This window comes from Citricoccus zhacaiensis (assembly GCF_014645315.1).
Lineage (GTDB): Bacteria > Actinomycetota > Actinomycetes > Actinomycetales > Micrococcaceae > Citricoccus > Citricoccus zhacaiensis.
The window spans coordinates 176,110-188,949 of sequence record NZ_BMLQ01000004.1 but is presented as its reverse complement, the minus strand read 5'-3'; the positions used below and the strand labels follow the sequence as shown (position 1 = coordinate 188,949).

General features: G+C 69.9%; 12 protein-coding genes. 9 read left to right on the top strand and 3 right to left on the bottom strand.

What is annotated here, in order from left to right; all coding sequences use genetic code 11:
• Window positions 1-4: 4 nt before the first annotated feature.
• Window positions 5-898, bottom strand: a complete 894-nt coding sequence (locus IEX49_RS08190) for a patatin-like phospholipase family protein (RefSeq protein WP_188805679.1) — start codon at window positions 896-898, stop codon at window positions 5-7.
• A 31-nt stretch (window positions 899-929) separates the two neighbouring features.
• On the opposite strand from IEX49_RS08190, the gene tpx reads away from it, so the two are divergent.
• Window positions 930-1,430 carry a thiol peroxidase gene (tpx, locus tag IEX49_RS08185; RefSeq protein WP_115931671.1) on the top strand — a complete coding sequence of 167 codons (501 nt, stop codon included), beginning with the start codon at window positions 930-932 and terminating at the stop codon, window positions 1,428-1,430.
• Window positions 1,431-1,478: 48 nt separating this feature from the next.
• Entirely contained in the window at window positions 1,479-2,798 is a 1,320-nt protein-coding gene (locus IEX49_RS08180; protein ID WP_229672422.1) for a S1C family serine protease, read from the top strand.
• Window positions 2,799-2,905: 107 nt separating this feature from the next.
• On the opposite strand, the gene IEX49_RS08175 is transcribed toward IEX49_RS08180, so the two are convergent.
• Both IEX49_RS08175 and zupT read right to left on the bottom strand, forming a co-directional pair.
• Window positions 2,906-4,318 carry an MFS transporter gene (locus IEX49_RS08175; RefSeq protein WP_188805678.1) on the bottom strand — a complete coding sequence of 471 codons (1,413 nt, stop codon included), beginning with the start codon at window positions 4,316-4,318 and terminating at the stop codon, window positions 2,906-2,908.
• 9 nt (window positions 4,319-4,327) lie between these two features.
• The gene (gene zupT, locus IEX49_RS08170) at window positions 4,328-5,131 is read right to left on the bottom strand and encodes a zinc transporter ZupT (RefSeq protein ID WP_188805677.1); all 804 of its coding nucleotides are present in this window, start codon (window positions 5,129-5,131) and stop codon (window positions 4,328-4,330) included.
• A gap of 74 nt (window positions 5,132-5,205) precedes the next feature.
• Here zupT and IEX49_RS08165 point away from each other — a divergent pair, with 74 nt between their 5' ends.
• The 7 genes from IEX49_RS08165 (at window position 5,206) to IEX49_RS08135 (ending at window position 12,759) form a co-directional block, all read left to right on the top strand.
• The gene (locus IEX49_RS08165; protein ID WP_188805676.1) at window positions 5,206-6,291 is read left to right on the top strand and encodes a serine hydrolase domain-containing protein; all 1,086 of its coding nucleotides are present in this window, start codon (window positions 5,206-5,208) and stop codon (window positions 6,289-6,291) included.
• Between the two features lie 87 nt (window positions 6,292-6,378).
• Window positions 6,379-9,510 (top strand): DUF4040 family protein, encoded by a 3,132-nt coding sequence (locus IEX49_RS08160; protein ID WP_188805675.1) that lies wholly within the window; start codon window positions 6,379-6,381, stop codon window positions 9,508-9,510.
• Between the two features lies 1 nt (window position 9,511).
• Complete coding sequence (locus IEX49_RS08155; protein WP_188805674.1) at window positions 9,512-9,970, top strand: sodium:proton antiporter; 459 nt, start codon at window positions 9,512-9,514, stop codon at window positions 9,968-9,970.
• Window positions 9,967-11,586, top strand: a complete 1,620-nt coding sequence (locus IEX49_RS08150) for a proton-conducting transporter transmembrane domain-containing protein (protein ID WP_188805673.1) — start codon at window positions 9,967-9,969, stop codon at window positions 11,584-11,586. Before IEX49_RS08155 ends, IEX49_RS08150 begins: the two co-directional genes overlap by 4 nt.
• Entirely contained in the window at window positions 11,583-12,053 is a 471-nt protein-coding gene (locus tag IEX49_RS08145; RefSeq protein ID WP_188805672.1) for a Na+/H+ antiporter subunit E, read from the top strand. The genes IEX49_RS08150 and IEX49_RS08145 overlap by 4 nt, the downstream gene beginning before the upstream one ends.
• Entirely contained in the window at window positions 12,050-12,328 is a 279-nt protein-coding gene (locus tag IEX49_RS08140) for a monovalent cation/H+ antiporter complex subunit F (protein ID WP_188805671.1), read from the top strand. The genes IEX49_RS08145 and IEX49_RS08140 overlap by 4 nt, the downstream gene beginning before the upstream one ends.
• Complete coding sequence (locus IEX49_RS08135; RefSeq protein ID WP_188805670.1) at window positions 12,328-12,759, top strand: cation:proton antiporter; 432 nt, start codon at window positions 12,328-12,330, stop codon at window positions 12,757-12,759. The genes IEX49_RS08140 and IEX49_RS08135 overlap by 1 nt, the downstream gene beginning before the upstream one ends.
• Window positions 12,760-12,840 lie beyond the last annotated feature (81 nt).

Below are 12,840 nucleotides of genomic sequence, written 5' to 3'. Positions count from 1 at the left end.
GTCATCACACCGCCGGCAGGCCGAGGAACTCCCGGATGGCCGGCAGTTCCCGGCGGGCCTGGGCCAGCCCGGCCTCGTGGGCGGCGGCGAGCTTGACCACGTCCTTCTCGCCGTTGGACACCGGCATGGTCTCCGGGACGAAGAGGTAGGCCCGGCCCTCCCGCTCGAGCTCGAACAACCGCTCCCGCGTCGTGTTGTACCGCTGCCACCGGGTGAGCAGGGCCTCGGCGATCGCCGGGTGCTTGCGGAAGTAGCGCAGGTAGAACCGGGGGAACCGTTCGGGGGCCTTGACGTAGTCGCGTTCGCGGGTGAGCACCGCCAGGAACCGGTCGTGGCCGGCGTCGACGGCAGCGGACAGGGGAATCCCGCCGTCCGGGCCCAGGGCCCCGTCCACGTAGGTCCGCCCGTCCAGCAGCACCGGCGGCATGAGCACCGGCATCGTGGAGGAGGCGCGGACCCGCACCATCAGGTCGGGGAGTTCCTGGATGTCCTCGCGGCCCCACCACACGGGCTGTCCGGACTCCGCGTCAAAGGCACCCAGACGCAGCGTCGCAGGGTTGGCCAGGAAGGTCTCCCAGGGGTAGGGGAGGGCCTGGTCCGGCAGGCCGGTCTCCTCATAGATGTACTTGGCGTTGAACAGGCCGTCCCCGCGCAGGAACGTCTTCCAGCTGCCGAACTTCGGGTCGGCGGCGAAGTCCACGAATGAATGCCGCGCCCGCCACGGATCCCGCGCCAGGTAGTTGGCCGTATTGGACGACCCGGCCGAGATCCCGGCCACGAAGTCCAGGTGGATGCCCGCCTCAAGCAGGGCGACCGCCACGGCGGACGTATAGGACGCCCGCATCCCACCGCCCTCGAAGAGCAGTGCGGTATCGGTGACATTGCTGCGCAGTTCCACCTCGCCAGCCTAAACCGCTAGGTTGGAGCGCATGGCAACCACCGCATTCAAGTCCAGCCCCGTCAACACCGTCGGGGAGCTGCCCGCCGAGGGCACCCCCGCCCCCGCCTTCACCCTCACCGGGTCCGACCTGGCTCCGGTCACTCTGGAGTCCCTGGCCGGACGCACGATCGTGCTGAACATCTTCCCCTCCATGGACACCGGCGTCTGCGCCCAGTCCGTCCGCACGTTCAACAAGGCGGCTGCGGACCTGGAGAACACCACCGTGGTGGCCGTCTCCGCCGACCTGCCCTTCGCCGCCGGCCGCTTCTGCACTGCCGAGGGCATCGACCACGTCACCACCGGTTCGGTGTTCCGCTCCACCTTCGGCGAGGACTACGGGGTCACCCTGGCTGACGGTCCCATGGTCGGGCTCCTGGCCCGCGCCGTCATCGTGATCGACCCGCAGGGCACCGTGACCTACACCGAGGTGGTCCCTGAGATCACGACCGAACCGGACTACGACTCCGCACTGGCCGCAGTCCGCGGCTGATCTGGTTCCGCCCGGTCCACCACGTCCTGTCCTGATCACCGGAGTACCGTGAACGACCCTGAGAACCCGGGGGATCCCGACCGTCCGCCGGTCGGGATCCCGCCCCTTCCGGACCGGCCCCCCGCGGTCGGCCCGATCTATGGGGTGCCCCAGCAGCAGTTTCAGTCCCCACAGCAGTACCAGTCCCCGCAGCGGTACCTGCCCCCGCACCTCCAGCCACGCCGCCGACGCCGGAGCCCCGCCTACCGCCTGATCGTCGCCTCGGGTTTCCTGGCCGCAGCCATCCTCGCCGGTGGCGTGGGCCTGCTGATCTTCGAGGAGATCCAGGACATCGTGGCGGCGCAGGACCACGGGCCGGCGCTACCGGCCACCGGCGGCGTTCCCCTCGGCGAGGCCCTGCAGCACAGCCACGACGGGATCCAGGTGGATTGGGCGGCCGGCCCGAACCTGGACGATGCCGGCCTGGACCAGGGCTCCCGGGTCACGGACGCCCCGGGGGTGCTCATGGTGGACACCCAGTTGATGAGTGGCATGGGCACCGGCACGGGCGTCGTCCTCACCGGCGACGGGTTGGCCATCACCAACTACCACGTTGTCGAGGACGCCTCCGAGGTCTCGGTGACCGTCGCGGATTCCGGTGAGGTCTACACGGCCACGGTGCTGGGGCGCGATTCCCTGCACGATGTCGCCGTGCTGCAGATCGAGGACGCACCCTCCCTGGCCACGGCCTCCATCAATACCGAGCTCCCGGACCGGGGCGAGCCCACGGCGTCCGTCGGCAATGGTGGTGGGCAGGGCTACCTCACCGCCGTGACCGGTGAGCTGACGGGACTGGACGAGTCGATCGTGGCCTCCTCCGGTGCTCCCGATGACATGTCCCGGCTGTCGGGACTCATCGAGACCAGCGCGGACGTGATTCCGGGCTACTCGGGTGGCCCCTTGGTGGACGGGGACGGTCAGGTCATCGGCATCACCACGGCTGCGTCCCAAGGGGAGACGGCCGAGGAGGTGGACGGGTATGCGATTCCGGTGACCGTAGCCCTGGATGTGGTGGAGCAGGTCCTCTCCGGTGAGGAGACGGACTCCGTCAGCATCGGGGTGGACGGCGCCCTGGGCATCGTGGTGGGCACCGAGCAGGAGCAGGCGGTCGTGATCGAGGTGACGCCGGGCTCCTCGGCCGAACAACTCGGTCTCCGGGAACGGGACATCGTCCGCACCGTGGACGGCCAGCCCGTGACTTCGGCCGCCGAACTCTCACAGATCGTCAACGACCACAACGTGGGGGACGTCATCATGGTCGAGTGGACCACCGAGGCGGGCGAGGACCGCTCGGGTGAGGCCACCCTGCAGGAGGCCGTCGTCTACTGACCTGTTGACCTGTTGACCTGTTGACCTGTTGACCTGTTGACCTGTTGACCTGTTGACCGGCGCGGCAGCCCGCATCAGCCCAGCCAGTGTCAGCAGCTCAGCCAATGTCAGCTCTGATCAACCCGTTGCACCGTGATCTCGTCGTCCACATAGACGCGGGCGGAGACGCGGAGTCCGGCCAGGGCCATGACGAGTCCGGAGCAGGCCAGCAGGATGAGCACCAGGGTCCAGTTCCCGGTGGCCGCATGGATCAACCCGACGGTCATCGGGCCGATCGCGGCCACGATGTAACCGTACGGCTGGACGAATCCGGACAGCCGTGCGGTGACATGCGGCTGCCGGCTGCGGGCGGGGATCAGGGCGATCGCCGTCGGGAAGGCGAAGCCGCCCAGGCCCAGCAGGATGGCCCACCACAGGCCACCCTCGGCCGGGGCCAGCAGCATCCCGGCCCATCCGCCGGCGGTGGCGATGCCGAAGCCGATCATCCACGGTGCGAGCGTCCGGGACCGGTCGATCACGGTGGGCATCACGAGCCCGCCGACCACGCCCAGCGCCGCGACCACGGACAGCAGGGCCCCGGCCAGGTTGGCGTCCAGCCCGGCGTCCCGGTACATCTGTGGCAGCCAGCCGAACTGTACATAGGCATTCATGGACTGGACTCCGAACAGCACCATGAGGAACACGGCCGTGGGGGAGGACCGCAGGGGCCGGTCCGGTTCATCCTGAGGCGGGGTCCCCGGGAAGTCGTGCCCCGTACGGCGGGCCACCAGCAACCACAACACCAGGGGGACGACGGCGGCCAGCCCCCAGAATCCGAGCGACCACCTCCAGCCCTCGGCCGGGTCACCGGCGGACAGCGTGGTCCCGGCCGCCTCGGCCAGGGGTGCGGCGAGGCCCGAGCCTGCGGATCCGCCCACGGTGAGGAACATGCTGTACAGGGTCATCAGGGCCACCGTGCGGGCGCCTCCGTGCCGCTTGATCCAGGCGGGGACCAGGACGTTGCCCACGGCCATCCCGGCCAGGGCCAGGGCGGTGAACGGGATGAAGACCCAGATGGACGGGGCGAAGGGGCGCAACAGCAGGCCAAGGACCATCACGATAAGGCTGAGGGCGATGGTCAGGGACAGCCCGGCCCGGCGACCCAGGCTCACGGCCACGAATCCCACGAGCCCGAACATCAGCCCCGGCAGTGCCGTGATGACCCCGGCAACGGTGCCGTTGATCTGCAGGGAGGCGGACACCTCGGCCAGGACCGGTCCGAGGGCGGTGGCCCCCGGACGCAGGTTGAGGGCGATGAACACCACGGCCAGTACAGCCAGGGTGAAACCGACGGCCCGGCGGCCGGTGATCGCCTGTTGACCCGGCCGACCCCGTCCACCCTGTCCGCCCTTCCCATCCTTTCCAGCCGGTCCACCCGGTCCGGCTGTGGGGACGCGGGAATCGCCGGGGGTTCGCTCGGCGGCGGTGCCGGGATTGGTGCTGGGGTTGGTGCTGGGGTTGGTGCCGGGGTCGGTGGTCATGGGTCAGTTCTACAGCGTCGCGAACAGCAACAGCGAAACGGCCATGACGGCCATGCCGGCCACGAGCCCGTACATGGCCAGGTGGTGCTTGCCGTACTCGCGGGCAGTGGGCAGCAGCTCATCGAGGGAGATGAACACCATGATGCCGGCCACCAGGGCGAAGGTGAGTCCCAGGGTGAAGTCGTTCATGAAGGGCATCAGCAGGGCGAAGCCGATCAACGCCCCGGCAGGTTCAGCCAGGCCGGAGAGGAAGGACCACCGCACGGCCTTGCGGCGGGACCCGGTCGCCTCGCGGATCGGCACGGCCACGGCCACGCCCTCCGGGATGTTGTGCAGGGCAATCGCCAGGGCCACGGGCAGTGCCACCTGCAGGTCGGTCAGTCCGGCGATGAACGTGGCGAAGCCCTCAGGGAAGTTGTGCACGCCGATGGCCAAGGCGGTCACGGTGCCGGTCTTCATCATCCGGCGGCGCTTCACGGCCGCGGCCGGATCGTGGACCAGCCCGGGCTCGTGCGGATTGATCTGCTCCGGGACGAGGCGGTCGATGACGCCGATCAGCAGGATTCCGGCGAAGAACGCGGCTCCGGCCGCCCATGGTCCGGCAGCCGGTCCATTGGCCGCGGTCAAGGAATCCAGGGCCTTGGGCATGATCTCCATGAAGGAGACATAGAGCATGACGCCGGCCGAGAAGCCGAGCGAGACGGACAGGAACGCGCCGGACGCGCGCCGCGGGACCACTGAGATCAGCCCACCGATACCGGTGCAGAGGCCGGCGAGCAGTGTCAGCCCGAAGGCCAGCCAGAAGTTCTCCACCAGCCGAGTTTAGGGCGGCCAGGCCCCGATGCCGGTGCGGGACATGGGGCGATGGGCTTCATTACGCTGGGCCCGTGCATGCTTCCGATCTCCTCGAGCTGGCGGCTTCCCGTGGGGCCTCGGTGCAGCTGGCGGTGATCCACCGCGGGCAGACCGTGGTGGACGGGGCCGTCCGCTGCCGGCCCGACGCCCTGGGCTGGCTGTTCTCCGCGTCCAAGCCCTTCACGTCCCTGCTGGTGCACCGGCTCGCCGGCGAAGGCCTGCTGGACCTCGACGCGCCCGTCGCCACGTACTGGCCCGACTACGGCGCCGGCCGCCGGTGGCCGCGGAGCGAGAGGACCTCGAAGGCCGGGACTACCGTCCGGGACGTGCTGACCCACCGCTCCGCCGTCCCCTCGGCCGGACCCTATCCGGCCGCCGTGGTGGCCATGCACCGCACCGAGGTCTCCCTGCAGCGGGTGGCGAGAGGCCGCCGTCGGGACCGGAGATACGGTGCCGGACCCGCCTACCAGCCCTTGGACTTCGGGTTCATCCTCGCGGAGGTGGCCCGGCGGGCCGCCGGAGGGGACGGAGACCTGGGCTGGGCCGGGCTGCTGCGAGAACTGGTCCTCGAGCCGGCCGGACTCCAGGATGTCCATCCTGGCGTGCCGGATGCCGACCTGCGCCGCTGCCTGCCATTCGACGGTTCCCTCCGCGCTGCCCCGGGCGGGCCGGTGGTTGCTGCCCTGCTGAACCGCCGGGTCGTCCGACAGGCCCACATCCCGGCGGCCGGGATCTCCACGACCGCGCTGGAGCTGGCACGGTTCTACCGGTACCTGCTCCACGTCCCGGAGCGGGAGGCGCTGTGTACGCCGAGTTCGGATGGGGGCCCCGACGGCTGGACGCGACTGCCCACCCGCTGGGGGACCGGGGTGCAGCTGGGCGGCACCGGAGCGGGATGTCCGCTGGGGGAGACCAGCACCGAACGGACCTTCGGGCACAACGGATCGGATGTCTGCCTGGGGTGGGCGGACCCGGACCTGGACTTGGCCGTCGGTCTGGTGACCGACCGGGCCAGCGGCCACCCGGCAGATCGGAGGCTCCTGGTGGAGGCCTCCGACGCCATTCGTTCGCTGGCAGCGAACAGGCCCGAGGGGCGTCCCAGAATCGTGACTGCTTAAAGGGCGTCGCGCCGGCCACCGCCGAATCCGGCCGGACGGTGCCCACATGGGCCGCGCCGGCCACCCTGCTTGGGTAGGGTGAACTGCATGTCCATCGCCCTCACGCTTGCTCTGCTGGCGGTCGGACTCATCCTCACTCCGCTGTTCTGCCGCTGGCTGGGACGCAACGCCGGTTGGCCGCTGGCCGCCGTTTACCTGGGTGCCGCGGTGCTCTACCTTCCGGCCCTGCAGGCCGGCGGACCCGCCGGAACGGGGAGCGAAGCCGAGTCGGCTGCCAACGCGTGGTCCATCCCCTGGATCCCGGCGTGGGGGATCGACCTGTCCTTCGCCGCTGACCCCATCTCGAGCGTCTTCACGCTGATCTCCCTGCTCATCGGCGCCGTCGTGCTGGTGTACTCGACCCGGTACCTCGACGCCGGGATGCCGCCCTCGGCCTACCTGAGTTTCTACCTCGGCATGACCCTGTTCACGGTGTCCATGGTCGGCCTGGTCACGGCCGATGACCTGATGGTGCTGTTCCTGTGCTGGGAGCTGACCTCGCTGGCCTCGTTCCTGCTCATCGCCCGCTCCGGACGCGCCGCCTTCGCCCCGTCCATGCGCACCCTGCTGGTGACATTCCTCGGCGGGCTGGCCCTGCTCGTGGCGGTCGTCCTGGTGGCCGTGCGCGCCGGCACCACCGACCTCTCGGTGATCCTGGACCCTGAGGCTGCTGGTGGCCTGTGGACATCCGATCCGGCGTTCACCACCACCATCGGGCTGCTCATCGCTCTCGCGGCCATGACCAAGTCCGCCCAGTTCCCGTTCCACTCCTGGCTGCCGGACGCCATGGCCGCCATCACGCCGGTGTCCGCCTACCTGCACGCCGCCGCGGTGGTCAAGGCGGGCATCTTCCTGCTCCTGCGGTTCTCCCCGGCGTTCCATGACAACGCGCTGTGGTCCGTCCTGCTCGTCATCGCCGGCCTCGTCACCGCGCTCGTCGGCGGCTGGCGCGCCTTGCAGCAGCACGACCTCAAGAAGCTGATGGCCTATTCGACGGTGAGCCAGCTCGGGCTCATCGTCGCGGCCATCGGCACCGGCACCGAGGCCGGCATCGCCGCCGCCCTGATCCACACCATCGCGCACGCACTGTTCAAGTCCGGGCTGTTCATGATGATCGGGGTGGTGGACCACGCCACCGGCACTCGCGACCTCCGTCAGATGCCCGTGCTGCGCCGCGCCCTGCCCGGCACCTTCGCGGTGACGGTGCTCGGCGCCGGGGCCATGGCCGGCATCCCGCCGCTGATCGGCTTTGTCTCCAAGGAGTCCATCTTCACCGCGCTCAACGCCTGGGCCACGGACTGGGTGGCAGCCGGAGGTGCGGCCGGGGGAGCCGCCAGCGGTGCCGCCGGAACCCTGCCCGCCTGGGCGGGCCCGGTGGCCCTGGCCGGCGCGGCCCTCGGCTCCGTGCTGACGGTGGCCTACTGCGCCAAGATCGTGGTGGGCGGATTCTGGGACCCAGCGCGGACTCCTGAGCCGGCTCTCGAAGCGGCCGCGGACGGCCAGCACGACGCCGGCCACGCACCCGGTGCGATCCTCGTCGGTGCCACCGCACTGCCGATCCTGGCCTCCGTGGCCGCCCTCTTCGTCCTCCCGTTGCTGGACACCGCCGTCGGCGCGGCGGCCACGGCGGCACTGCCCGGAGCGGAGGTGCACCCGCATTTCGTCCTGTGGCACGGCGTCACCCCGGAACTGCTGACCACCGTGGCGGTACTGGCTGTGGGCCTGGGCACCCTGGCGATCCGCCACCGTCTCTGGCCCGCACTGGAACGCACCCAACTGCCGTTCAGCGGGGCCGGGCTGATCGAGTCCGCCACCTCGGCGCTGACGGCGCTCGGATCGGGCGTCAACCGCCTCACCGCCCGGGACGCCGCCGCCTCCCACGCGGCCATGATGGTGCTCTCCCTGGCCGCGATCGTGGTGCCCGGCGTGCTCCTGCTGAACGCCGGCGGAGACCTGCCTCCGCTGCAGTCGAACCTCAACCGGGCGTCCGACGTCGTGCTGCTGATCCTGCTGGCCATCTCGGCGCTGGGCGTGGCCATGGCCCGCTCCCGCCTCGGCGCCACCGTGGCACTGTCCGCCGTCGGGATCCTGGTGACCGTGCAGATCGTCTCCCTCGGCGCACCGGACGTGGCCCTCACCCAGCTGCTGGTGGAGTCCCTGACCGTCATCGTGATCATGCTGGTCCTGCAGAAGCTGCCACGGACCTTCCGGCGCGTCCGCGCCCGGCGCGCGGTGCCGGCCGCCCTCATCGCCGTGAGCGCCGGTCTGGCGACCGGCCTCGCCGTCTGGGGGCTGACCAGCCGCCGGGACAAGTCGGAGGTCGGCACGTACCTGCTGGAGAACGGCCAGGACATCACCGGCGGGGTCAACATTGTCAACGTCATCCTGGTGGAGTTCCGCGCCTTGGACACCCTCGGGGAACTCTCCGTACTGGGCATGACCGGGGTGGCCATCGCCGCCATCCTCTCCACCATCCGCAACCGCCACCTGGACCCGGAACTGATCCCGGCAACCCCCGGCGAGGACGACGGCTCCGACGCCCCGGAGGGTCCCGACCTTGGCACCCCGACCGCCCGGCGCGCCATCCTGGACTCGTGGGGCAACACCAGCCAGCTGCAGCTGATGCTCAAGGTCATCCTGCCGATCCTGGCCGTCGTCTCCGCCATCCTCTTCCTGCGCGGCCACAACGAGCCCGGCGGCGGGTTCATCGCGGCATTGGTCGGCTCGGCCGTGGTCGGGCTGTTGTACCTCTCGACCTCGAAGGACCGTCAGATCGGCCCGCCGCGCGCCCCGTTGTACCTCATCGGCGGCGGTGTGGTGATGGCCGTGGCCATCGGCCTGGTGAACATGGCCTTCACGGGGACCTACATGGAGCCCCAGCACGGTTATCTCCTGGGGCAGCATGTGACCACGTCCATGATCTTCGACGCCGGCGTCTACCTCGCCGTGATCGGGCTGGTCATGCTCGCCTTCAACGTCCTCGGCACAGCGTCGGCCTCCGCTGAGCAGGAGGGCGGCGAGAGCACCCGGGAGCGGGTGGACGAGGCATTCCTGGGGGAGATGGACACCCCGGCACCGGACACCCCGGAGGAAGCCGAACCCGTGACCAGCTCCATCCCCGTCCGGCCCCAGACACAGCACATCTCCTCGGGTGTCCCGCCCGAAGAATGGGGGCGGTGACATGTTCGACTCCACCTTCGTCCTTGCCATCACGGTCGGCGTGCTGACCACCGCCGGGGTCTGGCTGCTGCAGCAGCGGGACATGGTGCGCGCCATCTTCGGGCTCACCCTGATCTCCCACTCCGCGAACCTGCTCCTGCTTGCCAGCGGGGTGCCCGGCTGGCGCCACGAGCCGCTCATGGACGGCACCACCGCAGCCGAGGCCGCCGACCCCTTGCCGCAGGCCTTCGTGCTGACGGCCATCGTCATCGCCATGGCCACCACCATCCTCATGCTCGCCCTGGCGGTCATCGGCCGGAACGACGACCAGGAGAGCGCGCCCACCGTCAGCGACAACGACCAGCCGGACAACCGGCCAGACGCTCAGCCAGACGCTCAGCCAGACAGCCAGCACGAGAGCCAGCCAGATGACCAGGCCGCCAGCCTGTCCAGGGGCCAGCAGGGGGTGGACCACGCATGACCGACCAGTTCATCGGTTCCCTGCTGCCGCTCTTCGTGGCCGTGCCACTCCTGTTCGCCGGCGTCTCGGTGATCCTGCGCCGCCGCATGCTGGACCGCGTCCTCATCATCGCCGTTCCGGTGCTGGTGCTGGCCGCCGCCGTCGCGTTGATGGTCCACCACCGGGACACCCCGGTCCTGGCCAGCGCGATCGGCAGCTATGAGGGCGGGATCGCCATCCCGTTCGTCTCGGACACCCTGACGGCGGTGATGCTGGCGACCACCGGCCTGGCCACCGCCGCCTCGTGCTGGTTCCTGACCGCTTCCGGCGAGGACCGCCTGCGGTTCGTCCCCGCCCTGGCCCTGATGCTGATGTCCGGCGTCAACGGCGCCCTGCTGACCGGGGACCTGTTCAACCTCTTCGTGTTCGTCGAGGTCATGCTGCTGCCCTCCTATGCGCTCATCGCCGTGACCGGCACCTGGCGCCGGCTGGGGATCAGCCGCATGTTCGTGATCGTCAACCTCGTCACGAGCGCGATCCTGGTGATGGGCGTCGGCCTCGTCTACGGCTCAGCCGGCACCGTGAACCTGGCCGCCCTGGCCGGGCGCGCCGGCGAGGACCCGCAGGTGGCGCTGGCCGTCACGGTCGTGTTGCTGGCCCTGGCCATCAAGGCCGGCGTGGTCCCCGTCCACGGCTGGATGCCGCGCGCCTATCCGGGCACGTCGGCCGGCATCATGGCGCTGTTCTCCGCACTCCACACCAAGGTCGCGCTGTACGCGATCTTCCGGATCTACTTCACCGCGTTCGCTCCCGGGGGCGCGGCCGGCACGGCCGGAAGCACGGTCACGACGCCGGCCCCCCACGGCACCGCGACCACGGTCGCGGTGGTGATCGCCGTCGTCGTGCTCGCCACCATGGTGCTGGGGGCCCTCGGTTCCCTCGGCGAGAGCCGCTTCCGCGGGGTCATGGCCTTCCAGATGATCGCCGGGGTCGGCCACATCCTCATCGGCGTGGCCATCGCCTCACCCGCTGCCGTGGCCGCCGGCCTGTTCTACCTCATCCACCACGTGGTGACCATGGCGTCACTGCTGACCACGGCCGGCGCCGTCGAGCAGACCTACGGCACCGGAATCCTCGGCAGACTCTCCGGACTGCTGCACCGGGACCGGCTGGCCGCCGTCGTGGTCGCCCTCGGCCTGCTGTCCCTGGCCGGTCTCCCGCCGACCTCGGGCCTGTGGGCCAAGCTGGGGCTCGCACTCTCCGTGGTGGATCCCGAGGGTGGTGGCGGCAACCCCGCGTGGTATGCCCCGGTCTTCCTGACCGCGATCGTGCTGGCCTCCGTGGCGACCCTGGTGGCCCTGCAACGCTTGTGGGGGAGGTCCTTCGCTGGCGAGCCGCTGCGCATGTATCGGCCGGTCCTGGCCGACGGCAGCCGGGATCGGGGCCCCGAGGAAGCGGTGCCGGACTCCGTTCGGATCCCCGGCCGACTGTTGGCTCCCGGTGTCGTGATGATCGGGGTCTCCGTGCTGCTCTTCGTCTTCGCCGGTACGCTGATGCCGTTCATCGAGACGGCCGCGGCCGGCCTGTTCGAGACCGGCCCCTATGTGGAGGCTGTCCTGGGAGGTGGCATCGAATGAGTGACCGTTGGCGCTTCAGCATCTGGAACATGGTGCGCTATCTGGTCTGGCTGATCGGGCAGGTCATCTCAGGTTCGCTGCAGGTCGCGCGGCGGGCCCTCACGCCCGGAACGTTCGCCGAACCATCGATCGTCGGATTCCCCCTGCGCTGCGCCACGGACCTCGAGGTGACGTGGATGGCCTCGTCCATCACCATCACCCCGGGCACCCTGGTGGTCGGCACGGCGCACGGCACGGACACCGAACCGGCCACGGTTTTCGTGCACTCCGTGTTCGACTCGGACCGGGATTCCGTGCGTGATGGGCTGCAGGAGATGGAGGACCGGTTGCTGAGGATGACTCGGGGCAGCGGTTGGGAAGGCCGATCCGGAGGGGGCTCCGGATCAGGGCCCGGAGCAGGGCCCGGAGCAGGGCACAGAGTAGGGCCCGGAGCAGGGCCCGGAGCACAAAGGGGGCGGCGCCCATGAGCATCGACTCCGTCCCTGACCTCCTGCTGGTCCTGGCCATGGGCGTCCTCGCCGCCGCGGTGGTGCTGGGACTGTTTCGGATCTATTCCGCCACCTCGGCCGCCGAACGGGCGGTGGTCGGTGACCTCGTCTACTTCGCGGCCATCGGCATCCTGATGATCATCGGCATCCAGACCGGCTCGGCCATCATCCAGGACGCCGCCATGCTGGCAGCCTTCCTGGGCATCCTGGCGACCGTGGCACTGGCCCGCATCCTGACGAGGGGGGAACGCTGATGGCTGGATTCGAAGTCTATGAGTTGATCGCCTCCGTGCTCATCCTCGGCGGGGCCCTGTTGGTGCTGCTCTCCGCCGTGTCCATGCTCCGGGCGAACGACGCGCTGCAGATGATGAACGTCTTCTCCCCGGCCACCGGGATGGGACTGCCCCTGGTGGTCATCGGGATCTTCGTCCACCTGACCGGCCGGGACCGTTTCGAGTGGTGGACGCTGCTGATGGCGGCTGTGACGATCTGCGCCCTGGTGATCGTGTCCTCCCTGGCCTCGAACACCCTGGCGCGTGCCGTCTACCAGTCCGGGGCGCCCCTGGACCCGGCCACCCGTCCGCAGGACCTGGCCGACGCCGGCACGGGTCCGCAAGAGTCAGCCGAGTCAGCGGAGGCAGGAGAGCCAGCAGAGAGGACAGGCTGGGCGGCAACTGACGATTGAGCGCGGCATTCATCGATATCTCATCCACGGCTCATCCACGTCTCATTCCGGCCCTGCAGGATATTCACAGGATCTTCAAAG

What these genes read in the sequence shown, in the direction of transcription:
- tpx (WP_115931671.1), top strand. Translation starts at nt 930, where the DNA reads ATGGCAACCACCGCATTCAAGTCCAGCCCCGTCAACACCGTCGGGGAG.
- IEX49_RS08175 (WP_188805678.1), bottom strand. Translation starts at nt 4,318, where the DNA reads ATGACCACCGACCCCGGCACCAACCCCAGCACCAACCCCAGCACCAAT.
- IEX49_RS08160 (WP_188805675.1), top strand. Translation starts at nt 6,379, where the DNA reads ATGTCCATCGCCCTCACGCTTGCTCTGCTGGCGGTCGGACTCATCCTC.
- IEX49_RS08155 (WP_188805674.1), top strand. Translation starts at nt 9,512, where the DNA reads ATGTTCGACTCCACCTTCGTCCTTGCCATCACGGTCGGCGTGCTGACC.
- IEX49_RS08150 (WP_188805673.1), top strand. Translation starts at nt 9,967, where the DNA reads ATGACCGACCAGTTCATCGGTTCCCTGCTGCCGCTCTTCGTGGCCGTG.
- IEX49_RS08145 (WP_188805672.1), top strand. Translation starts at nt 11,583, where the DNA reads ATGAGTGACCGTTGGCGCTTCAGCATCTGGAACATGGTGCGCTATCTG.
- IEX49_RS08140 (WP_188805671.1), top strand. Translation starts at nt 12,050, where the DNA reads ATGAGCATCGACTCCGTCCCTGACCTCCTGCTGGTCCTGGCCATGGGC.
- IEX49_RS08135 (WP_188805670.1), top strand. Translation starts at nt 12,328, where the DNA reads ATGGCTGGATTCGAAGTCTATGAGTTGATCGCCTCCGTGCTCATCCTC.